This is a genomic window from Hydrogenophaga taeniospiralis CCUG 15921, from assembly GCF_001592305.1.
Classification (GTDB): domain Bacteria; phylum Pseudomonadota; class Gammaproteobacteria; order Burkholderiales; family Burkholderiaceae_C; genus Hydrogenophaga; species Hydrogenophaga taeniospiralis.
Genome location: NZ_BCWR01000026.1, coordinates 19,279 through 40,621, shown reverse-complemented (window position 1 = coordinate 40,621; position 21,343 = coordinate 19,279). Strand labels below are relative to the sequence as shown.

21 protein-coding genes and 1 pseudogene are annotated in these 21,343 nt (G+C 67.5%); 10 read left to right on the top strand and 12 right to left on the bottom strand.

Annotated features, from left to right (window positions below; all coding sequences use genetic code 11):
• The 4 genes from HTA01S_RS24035 to HTA01S_RS24020 form a co-directional block, all read left to right on the top strand.
• Nucleotides 1–289 (top strand): methyl-accepting chemotaxis protein (locus HTA01S_RS24035; protein WP_245638190.1); only part of this gene is annotated, 289 nt, incomplete at its 5' end.
• Nucleotides 286–1,851, top strand: coding sequence for a methyl-accepting chemotaxis protein (locus tag HTA01S_RS26200; protein ID WP_068176476.1), 1,566 nt, complete (start codon nucleotides 286–288; stop codon nucleotides 1,849–1,851). The genes HTA01S_RS24035 and HTA01S_RS26200, both read left to right, overlap by 4 nt.
• Nucleotides 1,852–2,077: 226 nt before the next feature.
• Nucleotides 2,078–3,580 carry a M20 family metallopeptidase gene (locus tag HTA01S_RS24025; RefSeq protein ID WP_068176475.1) on the top strand — a complete coding sequence of 501 codons (1,503 nt, stop codon included), beginning with the start codon at nucleotides 2,078–2,080 and terminating at the stop codon, nucleotides 3,578–3,580.
• 25 nt (nucleotides 3,581–3,605) lie between these two features.
• The gene (locus HTA01S_RS24020) at nucleotides 3,606–4,463 is read left to right on the top strand and encodes an alpha/beta hydrolase (protein ID WP_068176472.1); all 858 of its coding nucleotides are present in this window, start codon (nucleotides 3,606–3,608) and stop codon (nucleotides 4,461–4,463) included.
• Nucleotides 4,464–4,478: 15 nt separating this feature from the next.
• Here HTA01S_RS24020 and HTA01S_RS24015 read toward each other — a convergent pair whose 3' ends face one another.
• Complete coding sequence (locus HTA01S_RS24015) at nucleotides 4,479–5,654, bottom strand: MFS transporter (RefSeq protein ID WP_068176468.1); 1,176 nt, start codon at nucleotides 5,652–5,654, stop codon at nucleotides 4,479–4,481.
• A 130-nt stretch (nucleotides 5,655–5,784) separates the two neighbouring features.
• Between HTA01S_RS24015 and HTA01S_RS24010 the strand changes: the two genes are divergently transcribed.
• Complete coding sequence (locus HTA01S_RS24010; protein ID WP_068176464.1) at nucleotides 5,785–6,798, top strand: extracellular catalytic domain type 1 short-chain-length polyhydroxyalkanoate depolymerase; 1,014 nt, start codon at nucleotides 5,785–5,787, stop codon at nucleotides 6,796–6,798.
• Here the strand turns inward: HTA01S_RS24010 and HTA01S_RS24005 are convergent.
• Both HTA01S_RS24005 and HTA01S_RS24000 read right to left on the bottom strand, forming a co-directional pair.
• The gene (locus HTA01S_RS24005) at nucleotides 6,785–7,513 is read right to left on the bottom strand and encodes a 16S rRNA (uracil(1498)-N(3))-methyltransferase (RefSeq protein ID WP_068176461.1); all 729 of its coding nucleotides are present in this window, start codon (nucleotides 7,511–7,513) and stop codon (nucleotides 6,785–6,787) included. The two genes, HTA01S_RS24010 and HTA01S_RS24005, sit on opposite strands and share 14 nt — an antisense overlap.
• Before the next feature lie 16 nt (nucleotides 7,514–7,529).
• Complete coding sequence (locus HTA01S_RS24000) at nucleotides 7,530–8,630, bottom strand: aminoglycoside phosphotransferase family protein (RefSeq protein WP_068176458.1); 1,101 nt, start codon at nucleotides 8,628–8,630, stop codon at nucleotides 7,530–7,532.
• Nucleotides 8,631–8,917: 287 nt separating this feature from the next.
• On the opposite strand from HTA01S_RS24000, the gene HTA01S_RS23995 reads away from it, so the two are divergent.
• From HTA01S_RS23995 to rsmA, 3 genes are read left to right on the top strand one after another with little or no spacing between them, the layout of a single operon-like run.
• Nucleotides 8,918–11,290 carry an LPS-assembly protein LptD gene (locus HTA01S_RS23995; protein WP_245638189.1) on the top strand — a complete coding sequence of 791 codons (2,373 nt, stop codon included), beginning with the start codon at nucleotides 8,918–8,920 and terminating at the stop codon, nucleotides 11,288–11,290.
• A gap of 3 nt (nucleotides 11,291–11,293) precedes the next feature.
• Nucleotides 11,294–12,691, top strand: coding sequence for a peptidylprolyl isomerase (locus HTA01S_RS23990; RefSeq protein ID WP_068176456.1), 1,398 nt, complete (start codon nucleotides 11,294–11,296; stop codon nucleotides 12,689–12,691).
• A 31-nt stretch (nucleotides 12,692–12,722) separates the two neighbouring features.
• Nucleotides 12,723–13,499, top strand: a complete 777-nt coding sequence (gene rsmA, locus HTA01S_RS23985) for a 16S rRNA (adenine(1518)-N(6)/adenine(1519)-N(6))-dimethyltransferase RsmA (protein WP_068176453.1) — start codon at nucleotides 12,723–12,725, stop codon at nucleotides 13,497–13,499.
• A 285-nt stretch (nucleotides 13,500–13,784) separates the two neighbouring features.
• Here rsmA and HTA01S_RS23980 read toward each other — a convergent pair.
• The 5 genes and pseudogenes from HTA01S_RS23980 to bfr form a co-directional block, all read right to left on the bottom strand.
• Nucleotides 13,785–14,219, bottom strand: a pseudogene (locus HTA01S_RS23980) (barstar family protein); the annotation flags it as partial.
• A gap of 15 nt (nucleotides 14,220–14,234) precedes the next feature.
• Complete coding sequence (locus HTA01S_RS23975) at nucleotides 14,235–14,663, bottom strand: ribonuclease domain-containing protein (RefSeq protein WP_068176438.1); 429 nt, start codon at nucleotides 14,661–14,663, stop codon at nucleotides 14,235–14,237.
• Nucleotides 14,664–14,872: 209 nt separating this feature from the next.
• Nucleotides 14,873–17,200, bottom strand: a complete 2,328-nt coding sequence (locus HTA01S_RS23970) for an NADP-dependent malic enzyme (protein WP_068176435.1) — start codon at nucleotides 17,198–17,200, stop codon at nucleotides 14,873–14,875.
• Between the two features lie 295 nt (nucleotides 17,201–17,495).
• Nucleotides 17,496–17,735: a (2Fe-2S)-binding protein gene (locus tag HTA01S_RS23965; RefSeq protein ID WP_068176433.1), complete on the bottom strand. Its 240-nt coding sequence runs from the start codon at nucleotides 17,733–17,735 to the stop codon at nucleotides 17,496–17,498.
• Between the two features lie 151 nt (nucleotides 17,736–17,886).
• A complete protein-coding gene (gene bfr, locus HTA01S_RS23960) occupies nucleotides 17,887–18,363 on the bottom strand; it encodes a bacterioferritin (protein WP_068176430.1) in 477 nt (158 codons plus the stop codon).
• Between the two features lie 242 nt (nucleotides 18,364–18,605).
• On the opposite strand from bfr, the gene HTA01S_RS23955 reads away from it, so the two are divergent.
• Nucleotides 18,606–18,911 (top strand): hypothetical protein, encoded by a 306-nt coding sequence (locus tag HTA01S_RS23955; RefSeq protein ID WP_157572259.1) that lies wholly within the window; start codon nucleotides 18,606–18,608, stop codon nucleotides 18,909–18,911.
• An 87-nt stretch (nucleotides 18,912–18,998) separates the two neighbouring features.
• Nucleotides 18,999–19,466, top strand: coding sequence for a hypothetical protein (locus HTA01S_RS23950; protein WP_068176423.1), 468 nt, complete (start codon nucleotides 18,999–19,001; stop codon nucleotides 19,464–19,466).
• A gap of 42 nt (nucleotides 19,467–19,508) precedes the next feature.
• Here HTA01S_RS23950 and HTA01S_RS23945 read toward each other — a convergent pair whose 3' ends face one another.
• The 4 genes from HTA01S_RS23945 to HTA01S_RS23930 all read right to left on the bottom strand — a co-directional run bounded on the left by HTA01S_RS23945 (nucleotide 19,509) and on the right by HTA01S_RS23930 (nucleotide 21,328).
• A complete protein-coding gene (locus tag HTA01S_RS23945) occupies nucleotides 19,509–19,871 on the bottom strand; it encodes a hypothetical protein (RefSeq protein WP_068176420.1) in 363 nt (120 codons plus the stop codon).
• A 16-nt stretch (nucleotides 19,872–19,887) separates the two neighbouring features.
• Nucleotides 19,888–20,292, bottom strand: coding sequence for a GFA family protein (locus tag HTA01S_RS23940; protein WP_068176418.1), 405 nt, complete (start codon nucleotides 20,290–20,292; stop codon nucleotides 19,888–19,890).
• A gap of 168 nt (nucleotides 20,293–20,460) precedes the next feature.
• Nucleotides 20,461–20,730, bottom strand: coding sequence for a hypothetical protein (locus tag HTA01S_RS23935; RefSeq protein WP_068176415.1), 270 nt, complete (start codon nucleotides 20,728–20,730; stop codon nucleotides 20,461–20,463).
• Between the two features lie 73 nt (nucleotides 20,731–20,803).
• Nucleotides 20,804–21,328: a DUF1993 domain-containing protein gene (locus tag HTA01S_RS23930; protein WP_068176413.1), complete on the bottom strand. Its 525-nt coding sequence runs from the start codon at nucleotides 21,326–21,328 to the stop codon at nucleotides 20,804–20,806.
• Nucleotides 21,329–21,343: the final 15 nt, after the last annotated feature.

The window sequence follows — 21,343 nt, the reverse complement described above, 5'->3', positions numbered from 1 at the left end:
TGCCGGCAGCCGGCTGGTGGCCGAGGCGGGCAGCACCATCGGCGAGATCGTGGCCAATGCCGAAAAGGTGGCGGCCTTCATCAGCGACATCACCACCGCCGCGAACGAACAGTCGCAAGGCATCGGCCAGGTCAACACGGCGGTCGGCCAGCTTGACCAGATGACGCAGCAGAACGCCGCGCTGGTCGAACAGAGCGCGGCCGCCGCCGAGAGCCTGAAGGACCAGGCCATCAAACTCGCAAGCGTGGTCGCCACGTTCCGGCTGGAAACCGCGAGGGGCACTGTATGAACACGCTCGTCAACACCATGCGCCGGTTCCGCATCCGCACCCGCCTGATCGGCATGCTGGTGCTCATGCTGGCCCTCGCCTGCCTCGTGGGGGCGACGGGGGTGTTGTCGATGTGGCAGCAGAGCCAGCGCACCGACCAGTTCATCACCCGCTCGCTGCAGCGGGCGCACGCACTGAGCGACGTCAACCGCCAGGTCGGGGATGTCAATCGGGCGGAAAAGGACATGATCATCTATTACGACGACCGCATCACGCTCAACCAGCACCGCGACCGCTGGACCGCAGCGGTCGCGGCGGCGGAAAAGCAGCTGGGTGCGATGCGCGCCGACGCGAACGGCCGGGAAGCACCGCTGCTCGACGAGGCGCTGGCGCGGCTGACGGCCTACGCGAAGGCGACCCAGGAGATCGTGCTGCAGGTGGAGGACGGCGCCTACGACAACAGCCACACGGCCGACAAGATGCTGGGCAACGCCAAGGAGCACATGCGCGCGCTCGACGCCACGCTGCTCAAGACCGCCGAGGTGCTCGACGCGGACGCCGCCGAGGCGCGCAGCGCGCGCGAGGACGGCGCGGCCCAGGCCACCTGGCTCAACCTGGGCGTGCTCGCCGGGGTGGGCTTGCTGCTGGTGCCGTTCACCTGGCTCAACCTGCGCAGCATCTGCAACCCCCTGGACCGCGCGCGCGAACTGGCCTCGGCCATCGCCGCGGGCGACCTGACGCGCCGCATCGACATCGAAGGGCGCGACGAGACCGCGCTGATGATGGAGGCCCTGCGCTCCATGCAGTCGTCGCTGCAGAACACCGTGGGTCAGGTGCGCAGCGCCACCGACAGCATCAACACCGCGTCGGCGGAGATTGCCTCGGGCAACCAGGACCTGAGCGCGCGCACCGAACAGGCCGCGAGCAACCTGCAGGAAACCGCCGCGAGCATGGAGCAGCTCAACAGCACCATGCGCCAGAGCGCGGACGCCGCGCGCCAGGCCAGCCAGATGGCCGTGGCCAACGCCGAAGTGGCCGCGCGCGGCGGCCAGGTGGTCGGCCAGGTGGTGGCCACCATGGATGAAATCAACCACAGCAGCCAGAAGATCAGCGACATCATCGGCGTGATCGACGGCATCGCCTTCCAGACCAACATCCTGGCCCTGAACGCGGCGGTGGAAGCCGCGCGCGCCGGCGAACAGGGCCGGGGCTTTGCCGTGGTGGCGGCCGAGGTGCGCAACCTCGCACAGCGCAGCGCCGAAGCGGCCAAGGAGATCAAGGGCCTGATCGGCACCAGCGTGGACAAGGTGGCGGCCGGCACGCGCCTGGTGGCCGAAGCGGGCAACACCATCGGCGAGGTGGTGGCCAACGCACAGCGCGTGGCCGACATCATCGGCGAGATCACCGCCGCCAGCGGCGAGCAGAGCAGCGGCATCGGCCAGGTCAACACCGCCGTGAACCAGCTCGACCAGATGACGCAGCAGAACGCCGCGCTGGTCGAGCAGAGCGCGGCGGCGGCCGAGAGCCTGAAGGACCAGGCTTCGCGCCTGTCCCAGGTGGTACACGTGTTCCGGCTGGCCTAGGGCCGCCGAACCGTCCCGCCAGGCGGATGACCGGTGACGGTTGTCCGCCTTTTCCGCTTTTTTTCCGTCTTCCTGGGGCCGTGTGCAGCGCGGTCGACGCCGATGGCCGTGCCTGCCTATACTTCCTGAACCGTGGGCCGACCCGCGTCGGCACCCCCCCGCCATTCCTGCTTCGCCGCCGCTGCGCCGGTGGTGGTCGGGCAGTCCGCACCTGGAGACCGATGACATGAACGCTCGTCTGCCCCTTCCCTTGCCCCCGCTGGACCCGACTGCCTTGCAGGCGCATGTCGACGCGGCCTGGTCCCGCAGCATCGTTCCCGAGCTGGTGCGCTACATCGAGGTGCCGGCCAAGTCGCCCGCGTTCGATGCCGACTGGGCCGCGCACGGCCTGCTCGACCGTGTGCTGCACAGCGCCGCCGACTGGGTGCGCGCGCAGCAGGTCGAGGGCCTCACGCTGGAGATCGTGCGCCTGAACGACGCCCACGGGGTGCCGCGCACGCCGGTGCTGTTCTTTGAAGTGCCGGCCAGCGCTGGCAACAAGGACACGCCAGTTCCAGCCACGGGCCAGACCGTGCTGATGTATGGCCACCTGGACAAACAGCCCGAGTTCACCGGCTGGCGCAGCGACCTCGGCCCCTGGACACCCAAGATCGTGGAGGGCAAGCTCTATGGCCGCGGGGGCGCCGACGATGGCTACGCGGTCTACGCCAGCGTCGCCGCCATCCAGGCGCTCAAGGCGCAAGGCGCGGCGCACCCGCGCATCGTGGGCCTGATCGAAACCGGCGAAGAGAGTGGATCGCCTGACCTGCTGCCCTATGTGGATGCCCTGCGCCCGCGCCTGGGCGACGTGGGCTTGGTGATCTGCCTGGACAGTGGCGCCGGCAACTACGACCAGCTCTGGCTCACCACCAGCCTGCGCGGCATGGCCAGCGGCGTGCTCAAGGTGGAGATCCTCACCGAGGGCATCCATTCGGGCGACGCCTCGGGCCTGGTGCCGTCGAGCTTTCGCATCATGCGCCAGGTGCTGGACCGGCTGGAAGACAGCGCCACCGGCCGTCTGCTGCCGGCCAGTTTCCACTGCGAGGTGCCGGCCGAACGCATCGCGCAGGCCCGGGCCACCGCCGCCATCCTGGGCGACGAGATCCACCAGCGTTTCCCCTGGGCCCACCACGACTGTGGCGGCTCCACCGTGTTCGCCCTGCCCACCACCACCGACCCGGTGGAGGCCCTGCTCAACCGCACCTGGCGCCCCACGCTCTCGGTCACCGGCGCCGAAGGTTTTCCCACGCTGCAGAACGCCGGCAACGTGCTGCGGCCCTACACCGCCTTCAAGCTCAGCCTGCGCCTGCCGCCGCTGGTGGACGCGGCTGCGGCGACGCAGCAGCTCAAGGCCCTGCTCGAAGACAACGCGCCCTACCAGGCCCACGTCACTTTCGAGGGCGAGGGCTCGGCCAGCGGCTGGAACGCCCCCAGCACCACGCCATGGTTCGAGCAGGCGCTGCAGGACGCGTCGCGAGCGCACTTCGGCGCCGGCTGCGGCACCATCGGCCAGGGCGGCACCATTCCGCTCATGAACCTGCTCAGCCAGGGCTTTCCCCGCGCGCAGATGATGGTCTGTGGCGTGCTCGGGCCCAAGAGCAACGCCCACGGCCCCAACGAGTTCCTGCACTTGGACTACGCACGCCGGCTCACCGCCAGCGTGGCCCAGGTGATCGCGCGCATGCCCTGACTCTCTCTACCTTGGCGCCCCGACCATGTCCGACACCACCCAGGCCCCCTTCACCCTGCGCGACGGCCTGAACCTGGCCATCTACGACTGGCCGCTGCCCAGGCGCTCGCGGCCACGTGGTGTGGTGCTCATCGTGCACGGACTGGGCGAACACGCCTGGCGCTACGACCCGGTGGCCCAGCGCCTGAACGAATGGGGCTTCTGCGTGCGCGCCTACGATCAGCGGGGCCACGGCGAGTCCGGCGGGGCCCGGGGCGTGCTGCCCGATGACGACGCCCTGCTGGAGGATCTGGCCGAGGTGCTGGACGACACGCGGCGCCACATCGCCGAGCCCTGGTCCTGTCCGCTGATCCTGCTGGGCCACAGCATGGGTGGGCTGGTGGTCTCGGCCTTCGTGCAGCGGGTCATGGCACCGGTGGACGCGCTGGTGCTGTCCTCGCCCGCGCTCGACACCGGCATTGGCGCCTTCATGAAGACGCTGCTGGCCCTGCTCTACCGCTTCGCGCCCAACCTGGCCCTGGGCAACGGCCTGGACGCCACCCGGATCTCGCACAGCGCGGCCACGGTGGCGGCCTACCAGAAAGACCGGCTGGTGCACGACCGGATCACCGCCCGGCTCGCGCATTTCATTCACAGCAACGGGCCCCGCGTGGTGTCGGCCGCGGCACGCTGGACGGTGCCCACCCTGCTGATGTTCGCCGGCGATGACAAACTCGTGAGCCCCGCCGGCAGCCGGGCATTCGCCGCCGCGGCACCGCCCGTGCGGGTGAGCAGCCAGTGTTTCGAGGGCCTGTACCACGAGATCTTCAACGAGGAAGACCCGTCCCCGGTGTTCGGCACGCTCAAGGCCTGGCTGGACCGGCGTTTTCCCGCCGGCGGCTGATCCCGCAACCCCGGTTCAGGCCGGACGGGGCGCGGCGCGGCGGGCCCACCCCAGCCAGACCAGCGCCAGTCCCGTGAGCGCCACGGGCACCAGCGAACCCAGGTTCAGCATGGCCCATCCCTGGGTGGTGACCAGGGCGCCGGAGGCGAACGAGGTGAGCGCCATGGTGGCGAACACGAAGAAGTTGATGGCGGCCTGGGCGCGGTCTTTTTCCTCGGGCCTGTAGGCCTGCAGCGACAGCGTGGTGCTGCCGGTGAAGAGGAAATTCCAGCCCACGCCGAGCAGGAACAGCGCGATCAGGAACTGGTGCAGTTCCACGCCCGAGAGCGCCACCAGGATGCAGGCGAAGTTGAGCACCACGCCCACGCCCATGATGGTCAGCGTGCCGAAGCGCTTGATCAGGTGGCCGGTGAAAAAGCCGGGCGCGAACATGCCGATCACGTGCCATTCGAGCACCAGCGCGGCGTCGTCGAACGGAAAACCGCAGACCTGCATGGCCAGCGGCGTGGCCGCCATCAGCAGGTTCATCACGCCGTAGCCCAGCGCCGCGCCGGCCGCCGCCACGATGAACACCGGCTGGCGCATGATCACCGACAGCGGGCGGCCCCGATCGGCGTCTGCGGCCCGGGGCGGCACCGGCGGGAAGTGCATGAACGCCATGACCACCATGGAGAGCAGGGCCACCCCCGCCAGCGCCAGGTAGGCGCCGGCAAATGGCACGGCCAGCCAGTCCTTGGTGCGCACCGCCAGGTTGGGCCCCAGCACCGCGCCGGCCAGCCCGCCGGCCAGGACCAGCGAGACCGCCTTCTCGCGAAACGCCGGCGCGCTGAGCTCGGCCGCCGCAAAGCGGTAGAGCTGGCCGTTGGCGCTGTAATAACCCGCGATCACGGTGGCGGCCACCAGCAGCCAGAAGTTCCCGTCCGCCGCGGCCCAGTAGCACAGCAAGGCAGAGGCCAGCGCCACCAGCAGCCCGATCTGGAACGACGCCTGGCGACCGAAGGCGCTTTGCGTGCGCGCCACCAGCGGCGTGGACAGCGCGCCGCCCACCACATAGCCCATCACCGGCAGCGTGGCCATCCAGCCCAAGGGCGCCAGCGAGAGCCCGACCAGCCCGTTGATGGCGATGAAGACCACGTTGTTGGTCAGGAACAGGCCTTGCGCGGCGGCCAGCAGCCAGAGGTTTTTGTTCATAAGGCGCTGTTTATACAGCGGCGCCATGGCCCCTGCGGGCCGGGGTTTTTGCGGTGCATGGTCGGCAGGGGGATGGCGCCGGCCCATTCCTGCGGCAAGATCGCGCCATCACCGTTTGTCGGGAGCGCACATGACATCCACCAAAGCCTGGGGGCTGGCCCTCGCTCTGTTGATCCTGGGAGCCGGGCTGGCGCCACCGCCGGCCAGCGCGCAGGAGCGCCCCGAGCGCATGACGCCGTTGCGCGACTGGCTGCAGCAGCGCCAGGACCGGGCGCCGCAGCCGACCGCGCCGGTGCCGATCACCCGGCCCGGTGAGCACCGCTTCAGCCTGCGCCACGGTGGCCTGACGCGCGAGTACCGCGTGCACGTGCCGGCGCGCTACGACCCGGCCACACCGATGCCGATGGTGCTGTCCTTCCACGGGGGCGGCGGCAACATGGACATCCAGGCCGACGACCGTTATTACGGGCTGGTCTCGCACGCCGAGCAGGCTGGCTACGTGGTGGTGTTTCCCAACGGCACCAGCCGCCTGCGCTCGGGCAAGCTCGCCACCTGGAACGCCGGCCTGTGCTGCGGCCAGGCGCGCGACCGGCAGGTCGATGACGTGGGCTTCGTGCGTGCCGTGGTGGCCGATCTGCGCCAGCGCCTGAACATCGACCCGGGACGCATCTTTGCCCAGGGCATGTCCAACGGCGGCATGCTCTCGTACCGGCTGGCCTGCGAGATGGCCGACACCTTCAAGGCCATCGCCTCCGTGGCCGGCACCGATGGCACGCCCGCCTGCGTGCCCTCGGGCCCTGTGTCGGTGCTGCACATCCACGCGCTGGACGACGACCGCGTGCTCTTCAACGGCGGTTCGGGCAGCGCCTCGGACACCCACGCGGACTTCGTGTCGGTGCCCGACACGGTGGCCAGATGGGCCCGGCTCAACGGCTGCGAGGCCGCGCCGCGGCGTGTGCTGGAGGTGCCGGGCGCGTGGTGTGAAACCCGCTCACCCTGCCGGGGCGGCGCCGAGGTGAAGCTGTGCGTGACCGAAACCGGCGGCCATGCCTGGCCCGGTGGGCGCAAGGTGCGCGGCGAGCAACCGGGCGCCAGCGCGATCTCGGCCAACGAACTGATCTGGGACTTCTTCAGCCGGCGCTGAGCGCTTGCACCAGCGCCGCCAGCGCCGCGGTTTCGGCGCGCAGCACGCGGGGCCCGAGGGTGACCGGCACGAAACCGGCCGCGCGCGCCTGCGCGTCTTCGCTGGCTGACAGGCCGCCTTCGGGGCCGCTGAGGAAAAGCACCCCGGCGTCGGCGGGGGCATCGCCCAGCACCTCGGTCAGGGGGCGGGAGCCGGGCGCGAGCGAGAGCACGCAGCGCAGCGCGGCCACGCCGGCCGACGCCGGCAGCCAGGCCGCCAGATCGGTCACCGGCATCACGGCGGGCACCCGGTTGCCGCCGCACTGTTCGCAGGCGGCGATGGCCACCGACTGCCAGTGCGCCTGTTTCTTGGTCGCGCGCTCGCCGGCCAGGCGCAACACGCTGTGCGCGGTGTGCAGGGGCTGCACGCTGCGCACGCCCAGCTCGGCGGCTTTTTCCACCAGCCAGTCCATGCGGTCGTTGGCGGGCATGCCCAGCGCCAGGTGCACCTGCCGCGCGGGTTCGCGTTCGGTGGCCTGCTGGCCGTCGATGCGCACGGTCACGTCGCTGCGGCCCATGCGGGTGATGGTCGCGCTGAACTCACCGCCCTCGCCGTTGAACAGGGTGATCTCGCCGCCCGGCTGCAGGCGCAGCACCTGCACATGGCGCGCGGCGGTGGCGGGCAGCTCCAGCTCGGCGCCGGGGCGCAGCGGCAAGGGGCAGTGAAAGCGTGGCATTGCGGCAGCGGGCTGTTCAGACCCGCCCGAAAGCGTAGCCCGAGGCGGCCTGCAGGCCTTCGACTTCGTCGATCAGTCTCAGGAACGGCCCCAGCTCGCGGTAGCGGTGCGCGGTGGCACGGATGTAGCCGATGAAGCGCGGCGCGTCGGCCAGGTATTTGGGTTTGCCGTCGCGCAAGGTCAGGCGCGCGAAGATGCCGGCCACCTTCAGGTGGCGCTGCAGGCCCATCCACTCCACCGCCCGGTAGAAGGCGCCGAAGTCGCTGTGCCAGTCTTCAAAATCGAGCAGGCCGGCCTTGCGGGCTTTTTCCCAGTAGCGCACGGTGATGTCGATCACGAAGTCTTCTTCCCAGCTCAGGAAGGCGTCGCGCATCAGGCTGGCGATGTCGTAGGTGACGGGGCCGTACACCGCGTCCTGGAAGTCGAGCACGCCGAGTTGCTGCTGGGGCGTGCGCCCGGGTTTCGCCGCCGGGCCGGGGATCATCAGATTGCGCGGCATGAAGTCGCGGTGCACATAGACCTGGGGGGCTGCCAGGTTGTGCGCGACGATGCTGTCGAAGGTCTTTTGCAGCGTTTGCACCATCGCGCCCTCGGGCGTGATGCCTTTGTGTTGCTGGAGGTACCAGTCGGGGAACAGCTGCAGTTCGCGCCTGAGCAGCGCGTCGTCGTAGGGCGGCAGCACGCCGGGGCGCGAGGCAAGCTGCCAGGCCAGCAAGGTGTCGAGCGCCTGCAGGTAGCGCGCGTGGTTGGCGGCGGGGTTCTGCGGCTCGATCTGTTCCATCATGGTCTGCTGCCCCAGATCGGACAGCAGCATGAAGCCCTGGGCCTCGTCCCAGGCCAGGATGTCGGGCACCAGCAGGCCGGCCTCGTGCATGAGCTGCGCGACCTGCACGAAGGGGCGGCAGTTCTCGCGCTCGGGCGGCGCGTCCATGACGATGCGGCTGTCGCCCGCCTCGGTGTCGATGCGCAGGTAGCGGCGGAAACTCGCGTCGGCCGAGGCTGGACGCAGGCTGTCGGGCCGCAGGCCCTGCGCGCTCACCAGGGTTTGCAGCCAGGCGTGGAAAGCGGTCTCGCGCTGGGGGTCGGCCCACAGCACGGCGTCGGGTTTCGGGGTCATGGGGGTGGGCAGGTTCGGGGCGCTGGCGCCGGGTTTACCCAGGGGGTGGGCATAGGATAATCGCCGCTGATTCTACAAATCCACCGCCGGGTGGCACCAACAAGCGCTGCGCGCAGCCGGTGCCGCCTGATACCATGCGCAGGGCCATGTGCACGCATGGTCTTCAGAGTCGGCCGCCTTTGCCTGAAACCGCCTTGAAACCAGTAACTCCAAACCCTCAGTCTCGCCCCCGGACGATTGGATCTTCGATCGGTGCGGGCCCTGTTCCCACGCCGCTGGCGCAGGCCGTGCACGGGGTGCTGGCGTTGCTGGCGCTGGGTGCCGGTTGCCTGCCTGCGCAGGTCCTGGCGCAGGCCGACGCCGCAACCGCCACGGAAAGCTCCACGCTGCGCCTGAAACAGGGCACCCGGTTGCGTGAAGTCCTGCCCGAGGCCGTGCGGTCCGAGTTGCCCACGTTCGTCTCGGGCGACCAGATCGAGAGCCAGACCGACGCCGTCACCGTGATCGAAGGCTCGGCCGAGCTGAGGCGGCACGACACCGTGATCAAGGCCGACCGGCTGGAATACGACCAGCGCAGCGGCGACGCGCGCGGGACGGGCCATGTGCTCATCAACCGGCAGGGCGACCGTTTCACCGGGCCCGACGTGCAACTCAACGTGAACACCGACAAGGGCTATTTCACCGAGCCCGAGTTCACCCTGTTGCGCAACGAGGGGCAGGGCGACGCGAGCCGGATCGACTTCGTGTCCAAGGACACCACCATCGCGCACAACGCGCGCTACTCCACCTGTCCGCGGACGCCGGGCGAGCGCTGGATGCCCGACTGGCTGGTCCGCGCCACGCGCATCGAACTCGACAACGTGGAAGAAGTGGGCTATGCCAGCGGCGGCGTGCTCGAGTTCAAGGGTGTGCCCATCATGGCCGCGCCCTACTTCAGTTTTCCGACGTCGGACAAGCGCAAGACGGGCGTGTTGCCGCCGTCGATCAATTTCGACAGCCAGAGCGGTGTCGAACTCATGGTGCCGTACTACCTGAACCTGGCACCGAACTACGACGTCACGCTGTACCCCTCGGTCATGAGCAAGCGGGGGGTCGATCTGGCCGGTGAGGCCCGCTACCTGGCCCCGACATTCAGCAGCCGGCTGCGCGCCGCCTACATGCCCTCGGACAAGCTGCGCGACCGGGACCGGTGGGCCTACGCGTTGGCGCACAACCAGCGCCTGGGCGAATCCCTGGGCGCCTGGGGCCCGATCGGCCTGCGCCTGAACCTCAACCGGGTCAGCGACGACAACTACTGGAGCGACTTCCCGCGTTCGAGCACGATCCAGCTGACCACCAGTCGCCTGTTGCACAGCGACGCCGTGCTGGGATGGGGACACGGTCCCTGGTCGGCGAGTGTGGGCGCCTACAAATGGCAGACCCTGCAGAATGCCGGTTCGCCCATCACGCCGCCCTACGACCGCTTGCCGGCGGTGGGGGTGAATTACAGCCGGATCAACCAGAGCCTGCTCGGTTCCGATGGTTGGGATTTCACCGTGCAGACCAACTTCACCCGCTTCCAGCGCTCGGTGGCCGCGGCCAGTGGCACCGTGAAGGCCGGTGGCGATCGCGCGCTGGCCATCACCGACCTCACGCACCGCTGGGAAGCGCCCGGCTGGTTCGTGCAGCCGCGGGCCCGTCTGCACACGACCCAGTACCAATTCGATGGCGCAACCGGTGCCAGCACCACCCTCTCGCGGGCCGTGCCCACGGCTAGCCTGGACAGCGGCCTGGTGTTCGAAAAGCCCTCCAGCTTCTGGGGGCGCGAATACGTCCAGACGCTGGAGCCCCGCGCGTTCTTCACCTGGACACCCTTTCGCGATCAGAGCGGCCTGCCCAACTTCGATTCGGCCAACCGCGACTTCAGCCTGGCGTCCATGTACACCGAAAACGTGTTCAGTGGCAACGACCGCATCAGCGACACCCGTGCGGTCACGCTGGGGGTCAGCTCGCGCCTGATCAACCCCGATACCGGGGCCGAGGTGGTGCGCCTGGGCGTGGCCCAGCGCTATCTGCTGGAAGACCAGAACGTGACCTTGCCGGGCGGCAAGCCCGTCACCGAACGCCTGAGCAACATCCTGCTGTCGGGCCGGGTGCAGTGGGATCCCTTGTGGTCCTTCGATTCGACCCTGCAATACAACCCCAAGAGCCGGGAGTCGGTCCGCACCACTGTGGGTGGGCGCTACACACCGGGTCCGTACCGGGTGCTGAGCGCGGCCTACCGCATTCAGCGCGGCGTCAGCGAGCAGATCGACCTCGGATGGCAATGGCCGCTGTCCGCGCTGTGGGGTGACGCTCCAGCGCGGGTGCCTGGCCGTGCCCTCGGGCCCGGTCAGTGGTACAGCGTGGGCCGGATGAACTACAGCATGCCCGATCGCAAGATCGTCGATCTGATCGCGGGGTTTGAATACGACGCGGGCTGCTGGCTGGGTCGTGTCGTGCTCACGCGCCTGCAGCAGACCACGACCAAGGCCAACCAGAGTATTCTGTTCCAGCTGGAGTTCTCCGGTTTCTCGAAAGTCGGGGCCAGTTCCCTGCAGACCCTGCAGGCGAACGTGCCGAAGTACCAATACCTGCGCGAAGAAATCAGTCCGCCCAGCCGTTTCGAGAACTATGACTGATCTATGACCGATCGCGACACCTTGTATCCAGCCCCCATGGCGGCATTGCGCGCGCTGGCGGGGGTTTCCCTGGGCGTGGCGCTACTGCTGCCGCCCTCTCTTCATGCCCAGTCGCTGCGCCTGTCTAACCAGGTCAAGCCTTCCCTGCGGGTGGCTCAACAGGGCGTGACATTGACGGCGGACTTCATCGTCGCGCTGGTCAATTCCGAGCCGGTGACCAACAACGAGGTGCGCCAGCGCTTGCTGCGCGTGGAGCAGCAATACACCCAGCGGGGGGTGGCCCTGCCGCCGCGCGAAACGCTCGCGCGCCAGGTGCTGGAGCAGCTCGTGAGCGAACGCGCTCAACTGCAGCGGGCCGCCGAACTTGGTATCCGTGTGGATGACGCCGCGCTGGCGCAGGCCGAGATGACCATCGCCGCGCAAAACCAGCTGGACCTGGAAGAGTTCCGCCGCCGTGTGGTGGCCGACGGCATGGACATCAACCGCTTTCGCAACGAGCTGCGCAACCAGCTCCTGTTGCAGCGGCTGCAGGAGCGTGAAGTCGAAGCCAGCGTGACGGTGACCGAGGCCGACATCGACGATTTCCTGCGCGAACAGAACAGTGGCGATCTCGGCAAGCTGGAGCTGAGCCTCGCCCATGTGTTGATCCTGGTCCCGGAGGACGCCAGCCCCGCCCGGGTGGCCGAGTTGCAGGCGCGCGCGCAGATGGTGGCCGACCGTGCCCGCGCTGGCGGTGATTTCGCGGCCCTGGCGCGTGAGTTTTCCGGCGCAGCCGAGCGCGTCAATGGCGGGGAATTCGGTTGGCGCACGGCCGACCGCCTGCCCTCGCTGTTTGTCGACGCCACGCGCGCACTGCCCGCGGGTGGCATCGCGGGCCCCTTGCGCAGCGCCGCCGGTTTTCATGTGCTCAAGGTGCTGGACAAGCGCCAGGGCGGTCTGCCCGATGCGAGCCTGATCCAGACGCGCTCGCGCCACATTCTGTTGCGCCCCAGCGCCCAGCTCAGCCAAGCCGATGCGGTGGCGCGGCTCAACCAGTACCGCGAGCAGATTGCCAGCGGCAAGGCCAGCTTCGAGGAGCTGGCGAAGGAGCACAGCCAGGACGGCTCGGCGCGCTCCGGTGGTGACCTCGGCTGGGTGAGTCCGGGCCAGTTCGTGCCCGAGTTCGAGCAGGCCATGAACGGCCTGCGCCCGGGAGAGATGTCGCAGCCGCTGGTGTCGCGGTTCGGCGTGCACCTGATCCGCGTGGAAGAACGCCGCGAAGCCGCCTTGAGCCAGCGCGATCAGCGTGAGATGGCGCGCGGCCTCGTGCGCGAGAAGAAGGCGGGCGATGCCTTGCGCAACTGGATCCAGGACCTGCGCGGGCGGGCCTTCGTCGAGTACCGCGAAGCGCCCCGGCTTTGAGCCGGGCTGCCGCGACGGCCGGGCCCGGGGCATGAAACACATCGCTCGCAAGCGCTTTGGCCAGCATTTCCTGACCGACCGCGCGATCATCGAAGCCATCGTCGAGGCCATCGCACCCCAGCCGGGCGATGCCATGGTCGAGATCGGACCGGGGCTGGCGGCGCTGACGCAGCCGCTGGTGGAGCGCCTGGGCCGCCTGACCGTGATCGAACTCGACCGCGACCTGGCCGCACGCCTGCGCGGTCATGGTCAGCTCGACGTGATCGAGTCGGACGTGCTGAAGGTGGACTTCACGGCGCTGTCGCATGCGACGGCCGGGGCCCCGAGCGCAGGGCGTCGGCTCCGGGTGGTCGGCAACCTGCCCTACAACATCTCCACACCCATCCTGTTCCATCTGCTGGATCATGTCGGCGTGGTGCAGGACCAGCACTTCATGCTGCAGAAGGAAGTGATCGACCGCATGGTGGCGCGACCGGCCACCTCCGACTACAGCCGCCTGTCAGTGATGCTGCAGTGGCGGTACACGATGGACAACGTGCTGTTCGTGCCGCCCGAGAGCTTCGATCCGCCGCCGCGCGTGGACAGCGCCATCGTGCGTATGGTCCCGCTGGCCGAGCCGCCCGCCATCGACCTCAAGCTCTATGGTGACCTGGTGCAGACCGCCTTCAGCCAGCGCCGCAAGATCCTGCGCAACACGCTTGGCAAATGGCTGGAAGCCCGCAACTTCGCCGGCCAGTTCGACCTGCAACGCCGCGCCGAAGAAGTGCCGGTGGCCGAGTACGTGGCGCTGGCCCAGGCTGTGCAGTAAAAAACACACACGCATGAAAAAGCCGCTGCGGATGCAGCGGCTTTTTCATTCAAGGGCACCGCGGAACCGGCTTTGCCGGGCCGCCAGTGCCGCCCCCTTGAGGGGGACACGCCGAAGGCGACGCGGGGGTGGGCCAGATCAAGCCGCGGCCAACCAGTACCCTGCGTTGAACGGGCTGCTCATGCGCAGCGCCATCGGGCTCACGTCCAACAGCTTGTCGGTGGGCATGGGCTCATCGCTTTCCACTTCGATCGGCTCTTCGCCCTTCGGGGTACGGGCCACCGAGAACGAGTAGAAGCAACGGAACGGGATCTTGCGATCGCTCCAGTAGTCGGCTGCATCGCGGAAGATGTCCAGCAGTTGCTCGCGCGCTTCCTTGTCGAACTTCGCGTGCGCCGGGATGTGTTCCAGCACCACGATGAAACCCGTCTGCGGTCCGGACTTGTGGACCATGTCGGTCATGCAGTCGTAGAGCGCGTCGAAGTTCTTGCCGAAGTGCGAGGGCAGGGTGTACTGCGCCGCGATCAATTCCAGCACGTCCTGCTTGCTCTGGGCCTTGGCCAGGTTGGCGTACAGGAAGTGGTGCCCCAAATGCTCGGCCGCGGCCTGCAGGTCTTTCACGCCATAGGCGCGAATCGACTGAACGATATTGGGTCGTACGTTACGAAGTGGCGTGTCCATCTCCGCGTCTCTTTCTATGGTCAAAGTTGAAAATCCCATCTCACCACCACTGGTTCACCGCACGATCAGCCTGAAGCTGCTGTAGTGATCCTCGGTGTAATAACACGCATCAGGCGCCCTGGGCCGCTGTCCACCGCACACGATCCGCCGGGCGCCTCTGTGGCTCAGACCGGGGGTGGGCACGGTGTACTCACGGTAATAGCCACGCTGCTGTCCTGGCAACAACCGTTCGCGGTTGCCGAACACGGTGCCGTCCTTCTCGTAGCGGAAAGGGCCGCCTCGCTGTATCTGCGCCATCACCTCCCGGCCCTGTACCGGCAGACCGGCGTAGGCCACGGAAGCGACCACCGAACCTGGCAGGTCCTGGGGTGTTCGAGCTTGCACCACAAAGGTGCCTGCCACCGCCGCCAAAACCCCTGCCAGCACCACCGATCCCAGGCGGCCGGCGCCCCATCGACCTGTCCGGATCTGTTTCAGATCCATGAATTTCCCTGCTCCTGATGCAATCAACCCGCCTCCGGCACCGGGCAAACAGGCTGCTTTGCCAAGTGCTGAGGGGCGGGTTAACCCTGTGAATCAAGGACGTTAGTGTGCCTCAGGCGGCCTGGAAATGCAAGCGATTGCTGAATAAACAGGCAAGAGTCCAGGCCAAAAATGTGTTGAAAAGTTAGTGCTTGCTTTTCTCTCAAGCATCAATGCGAAACGTTGGCCTCGGCAACGGTGAGGGCCGTCATGTTCACGATGCGGCGCACCGTGGCACTGGCCGTGAGCACGTGCACGGGTTTGGCCGCACCCAGCAGCACCGGGCCGATGGCGATGTTGCCGCCGGCCGCCGTCTTGAGCAGGTTGTAGGCGATGTTGGCAGCGTCGATGTTGGGCAGCACCAGCAGGTTGGCGTCGCCCTGGAGGGTGGAGTTCGGCATCATGGCCAGCCGGGCTGTGGCGTCCAGTGCCACATCGCCGTGCATTTCGCCGTCCGCCTCCAGCCAGGGTGCCTGCTCGCGCAGCAGTTCCAGGGTGCGGCGCATCTTGATCGCGGTGGGCTGGTTGCTGGAGCCGAAGTTGGAGTGCGACAACAGAGCGGCCTTGGGCTGCAGGCCGAAGCGCAGCATCTCCTCGGCCGCCATCACGGTGATTTCGCACAGCTGTTCGGGGGTCGGATCGTAGTTGACGTGGGTGTCGACCAGGAACACCTGGCGGCCCGGCAGCATCAGCCCGTTCATGCAGGCGTAGATGCGCACATCCTGGGCCGTGCTGGGGCTGCCGCCCTCGCGTTTGCCGATCACCTGGTCAATGTATTCCAGATGGTTGTGGGTGGAGCCCCAGGTGCCGCAGATCATGCCGTCGACCTCGCCCTTGTGCAGCAGCATGGAGCCGATCAGCGTGAGGCGGCGCCGCATCTCGATCTTGGCGAGCTGGGCCGTGACGCCCTTGCGCTCGGTCATGCGGTGGTAGGTCTGCCAGAAGTCGCGGTAGCGGCTGTCCTGCTCGACGTTGACGACGTCGTAGTCCAGGTCTTCCTTCAGGCGCAGGCCGAACTTCTCGATGCGTTGCGCGATGATGGCCGGGCGGCCGATCAGCGTGGGCCGGGCCAGGCCCTCGTCCACCACGATCTGGCAGGCGCGCAGCACGCGCTCTTCTTCGCCCTCGGCGTAGGCCACGCGCTTCTTCAGCGCCGTCTTGGCCGCGGCGTAGATCGGTTTCATGATCGTGCCCGAGGCAAACACGAAGCTCTGCAGGCGCTGGCGGTACGCGTCCATGTCGGTGACTGGGCGCAGGGCCACGCCGCTGTCGGCGGCGGCCTGGGCCACGGCCGGCGCGATCTTCATCATCAGGCGCGGGTCGAAAGGCTTCGGAATCAGGTACTCGGGGCCGAACGCCAGCTGTTCGCCTGCATAGGCGGCGGCCACCACTTCGCTTTGCTCGGCTTGCGCGAGCTCGGCGATCGCGTGCACCGCGGCAATCTCCATCTCATCGGTGATGGTGGAGGCGCCGGCGTCGAGTGCACCGCGGAAGATGTAGGGGAAACACAGGACGTTGTTGACCTGGTTCGGGTAGTCGGAGCGGCCGGTGGCCATGATGGCGTCGCTTCGCACCGCTTTCACGTCCTCGGGCAGGATCTCGGGGTTGGGGTTGGCCAGGGCGAAGATCACCGGCTTGGGTGCCATCGACGCCACCATGGCAGGCTTGAGCACGCCGCCGGCCGATAGGCCGAGGAACACGTCGGCGCCCTCCAGCACTTCCGCAAGCTTTCGCTTGTCGGTCTTCTGCATGTACTGGCGCTTGTCGTCGTCCATGAGCTCCTCGCGGCCCTCGTAGACCACGCCGGCCAGGTCGGTCACGAACACGTTCTCGCGCCTCAGGCCGACCTTGAGCAGCAGGTTCAGGCAGGCCAGCGCCGCCGCGCCCGCGCCCGAGGTGACCAGCTTGACCTGGCCGATGTCCTTGCCAGCGACTTTCAGGCCGTTGAGCATGGCAGCCGCCACCGTGATGGCTGTGCCGTGCTGGTCGTCGTGGAACACCGGGATCTTCATGCGCTTGCGCAGCTCGCGCTCCACATAGAAGCAGTCCGGCGCCTTGATGTCCTCGAGGTTGATGGCGCCGAAGGTCGGCTCCAGTGCGGCGATCACTTCGACCAGTTTGGCCGGGTCCTTTTCGTCGATCTCGATGTCGAACACGTCGACACCGGCGAACTTCTTGAACAGCACGCCCTTGCCCTCCATCACCGGCTTGGCCGCCAATGGGCCGATGTCACCGAGACCCAGCACGGCGGTACCGTTGGTGATGACGCCAACCAGGTTGCCGCGGCTGGTGTACTTGAAGGCGTTGACCGGATCGGCCACGATTTCCTCGCAGGGCGCGGCCACGCCCGGGGAGTAGGCCAGGGCCAGGTCGCGCTGGTTGGTGAGCTGCTTGGTGGCGGCGATCGCGATCTTTCCGGGCACCGGGTGCTCGTGGTACTCGAGGGCGGCACGGCGCAGCTCGGCGCGTTTGTTGTCCTGGGTGTTGTCGGTGCTCATGGATTTGTCTCCTGGCGGGTTGTTATCTTGCAATGTGGAAGCGAATTGCGCATTCTAAATCCGAGTGCGGGAAAACCCCAGTCCGTAATTGTGCGTAAGGGTCGCGGCTGCCGTGACATTTTCGGCCGGAATCGGGGTGGGGTGGTCTTTTCGGCGGGTCTTTGTGGGACGCGCGCGAACGCCACTGGCCGGGGCGTTGCCCGGTCAGCGGCGTACCGGAAGGCTGAAAAAGCGGGGGGTGAGGCGCTGTGGAACCCGCGCTGCTCAGGGGGGCTGAGCGGAAGGTGCCGACCTCTCAGGCCGGCAGGAGCTGTGCCGCCACGGCGCTGGCCTGCTGGCGGGACTCGTTCATCTGGAGGTGGGCGGCCGGGTGGCCGGGGCGGCACTGGGACCAGACCGAGCGTGCGCAGCTTTCACATTTGCCGCACTGCGTGGCCACACCCAGTTCGAGCTGGATGTCGTCAAACGCCATGCCCGATCGCGCCGCGTGGGCGATGGTCTGGTCACTGACGCGGTGGCAAACGCAAACGATCATGGCAGGTGGCTTCCGGGTTGAAGGTGCCTGCAAATGATAATTGATCGTATTTATTAAAACAAGTACCACTGATCGGTGCAGGGGCATGCCCTGCGGGGCCGCCGGGACCGGCCCGCCCCGGCGCCGCGCCGGGGCTCGGGGGAAGGCAGCCTCAGCTCGCTTCGCCCATCTGGCTTTGCAGGTAGTTGGGCAGCCCCACCTTGTCGATGAGGTCGAGCTGGGTTTCGAGGAAGTCGATGTGTTCCTCGGTGTCATCCAGGATCTTCTGCAGCAGGTCACGCGAGACGTAGTCGCGCACGCTTTCGCAGTGGGCCATGCCGTCCTTGATGGTGGTCTGGGCGCCGCGCTCCAGCGCCAGGTCGCTCGCCAGTATCTCGGGCACGGTCTCCGCGATGTTGAGTTTGCCCAGATCCTGCAGGTTGGGCAGGCCGTCGAGCATGAAGATGCGGTCCATTAGCCAGTCGGCGTGCTTCATCTCGCCGATGGACTCCGAATACTCCTTCTTCGCCAGCCTGTCGAAGCCCCAGTGCTTGAGCATGCGGTAGTGCACGAAGTACTGGTTGATGGCGGTCAGCTCGTTCTTGAGCTGGGCCTGCAGATGGGCGATGGCCTGGGGATCACCTTTCATGGCGGGGTCCTTTCTTGTGGTTGGCGGGGGTTCTGGACAGCCGATTGTCTGCGTTCCGGGGCGCGTGTGGGTCGTTCGTGAAGTGCATTTGACGAATGCGAATCATTCTCATATGATCACCAAGACTCCCAGCGCTTACATGGTCCATTCTCTGTGTGCAGCGCCCCGGCCGGGACCCCGTTCCTGCATCAACATAGCACCACGGCGGGCGGCTCCCAACCAAGCAACGAAGGGAATCAATGATGGAAACCTGCACCTGTGAAGCCCGCGACGAGGAACACACCCTGCCCTCGGTCGAGGCCTTGATGGCCGGCACGCTGGCCCTGCTCACCGGCTACGCGCAAAGCGCGCCGGACTGCCCGCACCGCCCGCTGATGGCGCGCAAGCTGGTGTCCAACCTGTTCTTCCTCTCCGAGCACCCGCAGCTTTCGCCGGCCATGCGCTCCACGCTGGCCAACCTGCGCACCCGCTGGCAACTCGACATCGAGCAGGCATCGACAACGCAGCCAGGCGCGCTGTGGCACCCCGCCGCTGCGAGTGTGCAGTGATGCCGCAGTCCGGTCCCTCCACCGCCACCCGCTGCTGGTGATGCCTCTGCCCGCCAGAACGTGTTGCCAACCCAGGAAGGAGCCTCCATGACCCATTCCACACCCGTGGCCCAACACCCGGCCCGCTTCGACAGCGCTACGGCGTGCGAGCTGGTGAGCGAACACGGCGCCCTCACCCGCCTGCTCGCCGGCCTGCAGCACCGCATGGGCGAGCTGCTGCGCGCGCACGCCTTGCAGGTGCAGGCGCTCGAAGGCGAAATCCTGCGGCTGCGCGGGCAACTGGTGGTGGCGCGCACCGGCCTGCTGTGGGGGCTGCCTCGTGGGCGGCGCCTGGCGGGCACCCTGGCCCTGCGGCCTGCCACGGCCATGCGGCCACCCGCTACCGTTGCCGCGCCGGCCCCAGCGCTGCGCGAAGCCAACGCCGTGATCTGCCAGACCGGTTGCGTGGGCCACGCCCACCCCTGGCTGGAAGTGGACGGCCAGTGCCGCCGCACCGGCCAGGCCTGCGAGCTGCGCAGCGAACCCTCGGCATCGCCAGAACTGCCAGACCGCTGAGGGCGCTGGTGCGGGCGGGCCGTCTTGGCCAACGACGACGCCCTACAGCCCCCAGGCGAAACGACCGGCGATGGACTTGCCCTCGATGCGCAGAACCCCGGCATCGTTTCTGACGCCAAGCGAAAAGTCCTGGGGAAGCGTCGAATCTCCAGGGTTCGTGAAGCGGAGCAACAGCACCTTTTGCGCGGTGTCGAAGGCCTCAATGCGGACATGGCGCATGGGGAGTTCCACGCCTCGAACACTGCCGGGCGCCGCAAAGCTGAGGCCTGCCACGGCTGGCCGGCTGTCGTCCCCAATCACGACATCCAGCAGGTACCCTTGCGCTTCGAATGAAACGGAGCTGGTGGCGAACGCACTGCCGAAAGTGGCCAAGACGAAAGCGGCGGCAATGAGGTTGGATCGCATGGAGTTTTGCACCTGTTCACAGATGCCGCGTTTCGGCGGGTTCGTTCCACCAACTGTTGTTGCGCCCGTCGGCGTATTTCAACGGGGCCTCGATCAGCTCGGCGGGTTCCGCATTGTCCAGCGTGGACACCTGGATCGACACATAGTCACCGCCGATCTGCTCCACGTATCCGCGCCCGAACGGCCGCACGCCGCAGCTCTTGCAGAACAGGTGATGGCCACTTCGGGTGCCGAACTGGTAGTCCGACAGCTGCTCCTCGCCGGCCAGGAGGCGAAACGCCTCGGGCTTGATGATCACGGCCCAGCTTCTGGTCTTGGTGCAGATGGAGCAGTTGCATCGGCCGGTGCCGGCGGCGAGGTCGATGTCGGCTTCGAAGCGGACCGCGCCGCAGTGGCAACTGCCCGTGTAGGTCTTGAGCATGAGGACTCCTTGGTGAAGAACGGCACGCCATCGGGCGCGGGTGCCATCTTGCCCGGAGGCTGCTGACAGCGCAGTGTCAGCAGCTGGCGGGGCACCGAAAGCGGCGGTAAAAAGGCCACCATTTCGTAAGCGAGCGCTGGCCATGGCTTGTCCCGCACATGGCGCAGCTCATGGGCGGGCGCGCAGGACAAGCGCGACGACCAGCCACCACAGCAGCGACCATATCGCCAAGAAACTGAGCCAGCCCAGCAGATTGGGGCTGGCCCATCCGCCGGACTCCGCAGGTGAGAAGACGGGCATGCCCAGGGCGTAGAGCGGCCAGAGCGGCAGGTAGAGCGTGCCGGCGATCACCGGGGCCAGCGCCGCAGGCAGTGCATCGCCCGCGGCAACCAGTGCCACGTGGGTCAGGACGAGAACGATGACAGCGATCCAGCGCATGGGTTGGTGTTCTTTCTACGAGGCTGGGCCGGGGTGCAGCGATGTGCCGTCTGACCGGTTGGACACGAACGGGTCAGGGCCCCCTCGGGTACGAGTGATAGCCGTCAAAGTCTTCTTTCCCCAGCGGCACCCCTCGGCTGCGGAGGATCGCATAGGCGGCAGTCACGTGAAAGAAGAAGTTGGGCAGGGCGTACTGGAACAGAAACTCGGTGGCCGGTAGGCGAACAAGTGCTTCACCGGCCTGGCTTTCCAGCAGGCGTGCCTCAGCGCCGGCAAATTGCGGCGGTTGCAACGAGCGCAAGAGTGACGCAGCGCGCGCTGCTCTGTCACGCAGGCCAGCCGCGGTTTCAGGAAACTCCCCATATGGCGGGATCGCTTCACCAGCGAGCGGGAAGGCGGCGCGCAAGCTGAAGTTCGTTGCGATGACCACCTGCCGTTCGAAGGGCAGCATGTCCGGCGCCACCTTGGCCGACAGCAGTTCCGAAATGCTGAGCTCGTGCACTCGCGCAAAGCGCTCGGCCATCTCGACGAAACCCGTCAGGCGGTTGAGGTAGTACAGGAATACGGGAACCGATGCTTCGTACAGCGAGGGGTGCATTGGGGGACTTTCGCA

Excerpts from the sequence above, each read along its gene's own strand:
- HTA01S_RS23990 (WP_068176456.1), top strand. The coding sequence starts at position 11,294 with ATGACCGATCGCGACACCTTGTATCCAGCCCCCATGGCGGCATTGCGC.
- HTA01S_RS23930 (WP_068176413.1), bottom strand. The coding sequence starts at position 21,328 with ATGCACCCCTCGCTGTACGAAGCATCGGTTCCCGTATTCCTGTACTAC.
- HTA01S_RS23940 (WP_068176418.1), bottom strand. The coding sequence starts at position 20,292 with ATGCTCAAGACCTACACGGGCAGTTGCCACTGCGGCGCGGTCCGCTTC.
- HTA01S_RS23965 (WP_068176433.1), bottom strand. The coding sequence starts at position 17,735 with ATGATCGTTTGCGTTTGCCACCGCGTCAGTGACCAGACCATCGCCCAC.
- HTA01S_RS23975 (WP_068176438.1), bottom strand. The coding sequence starts at position 14,663 with ATGGATCTGAAACAGATCCGGACAGGTCGATGGGGCGCCGGCCGCCTG.
- HTA01S_RS23935 (WP_068176415.1), bottom strand. The coding sequence starts at position 20,730 with ATGCGCTGGATCGCTGTCATCGTTCTCGTCCTGACCCACGTGGCACTG.
- HTA01S_RS23955 (WP_157572259.1), top strand. The coding sequence starts at position 18,606 with ATGGAAACCTGCACCTGTGAAGCCCGCGACGAGGAACACACCCTGCCC.
- HTA01S_RS24015 (WP_068176468.1), bottom strand. The coding sequence starts at position 5,654 with ATGAACAAAAACCTCTGGCTGCTGGCCGCCGCGCAAGGCCTGTTCCTG.
- HTA01S_RS23945 (WP_068176420.1), bottom strand. The coding sequence starts at position 19,871 with ATGCGATCCAACCTCATTGCCGCCGCTTTCGTCTTGGCCACTTTCGGC.
- HTA01S_RS24020 (WP_068176472.1), top strand. The coding sequence starts at position 3,606 with ATGTCCGACACCACCCAGGCCCCCTTCACCCTGCGCGACGGCCTGAAC.
- HTA01S_RS23950 (WP_068176423.1), top strand. The coding sequence starts at position 18,999 with ATGACCCATTCCACACCCGTGGCCCAACACCCGGCCCGCTTCGACAGC.
- bfr (WP_068176430.1), bottom strand. The coding sequence starts at position 18,363 with ATGAAAGGTGATCCCCAGGCCATCGCCCATCTGCAGGCCCAGCTCAAG.
- HTA01S_RS24025 (WP_068176475.1), top strand. The coding sequence starts at position 2,078 with ATGAACGCTCGTCTGCCCCTTCCCTTGCCCCCGCTGGACCCGACTGCC.
- HTA01S_RS23970 (WP_068176435.1), bottom strand. The coding sequence starts at position 17,200 with ATGAGCACCGACAACACCCAGGACAACAAACGCGCCGAGCTGCGCCGT.
- HTA01S_RS24005 (WP_068176461.1), bottom strand. The coding sequence starts at position 7,513 with ATGCCACGCTTTCACTGCCCCTTGCCGCTGCGCCCCGGCGCCGAGCTG.
- rsmA (WP_068176453.1), top strand. The coding sequence starts at position 12,723 with ATGAAACACATCGCTCGCAAGCGCTTTGGCCAGCATTTCCTGACCGAC.
- HTA01S_RS24000 (WP_068176458.1), bottom strand. The coding sequence starts at position 8,630 with ATGACCCCGAAACCCGACGCCGTGCTGTGGGCCGACCCCCAGCGCGAG.
- HTA01S_RS24010 (WP_068176464.1), top strand. The coding sequence starts at position 5,785 with ATGACATCCACCAAAGCCTGGGGGCTGGCCCTCGCTCTGTTGATCCTG.
- HTA01S_RS26200 (WP_068176476.1), top strand. The coding sequence starts at position 286 with ATGAACACGCTCGTCAACACCATGCGCCGGTTCCGCATCCGCACCCGC.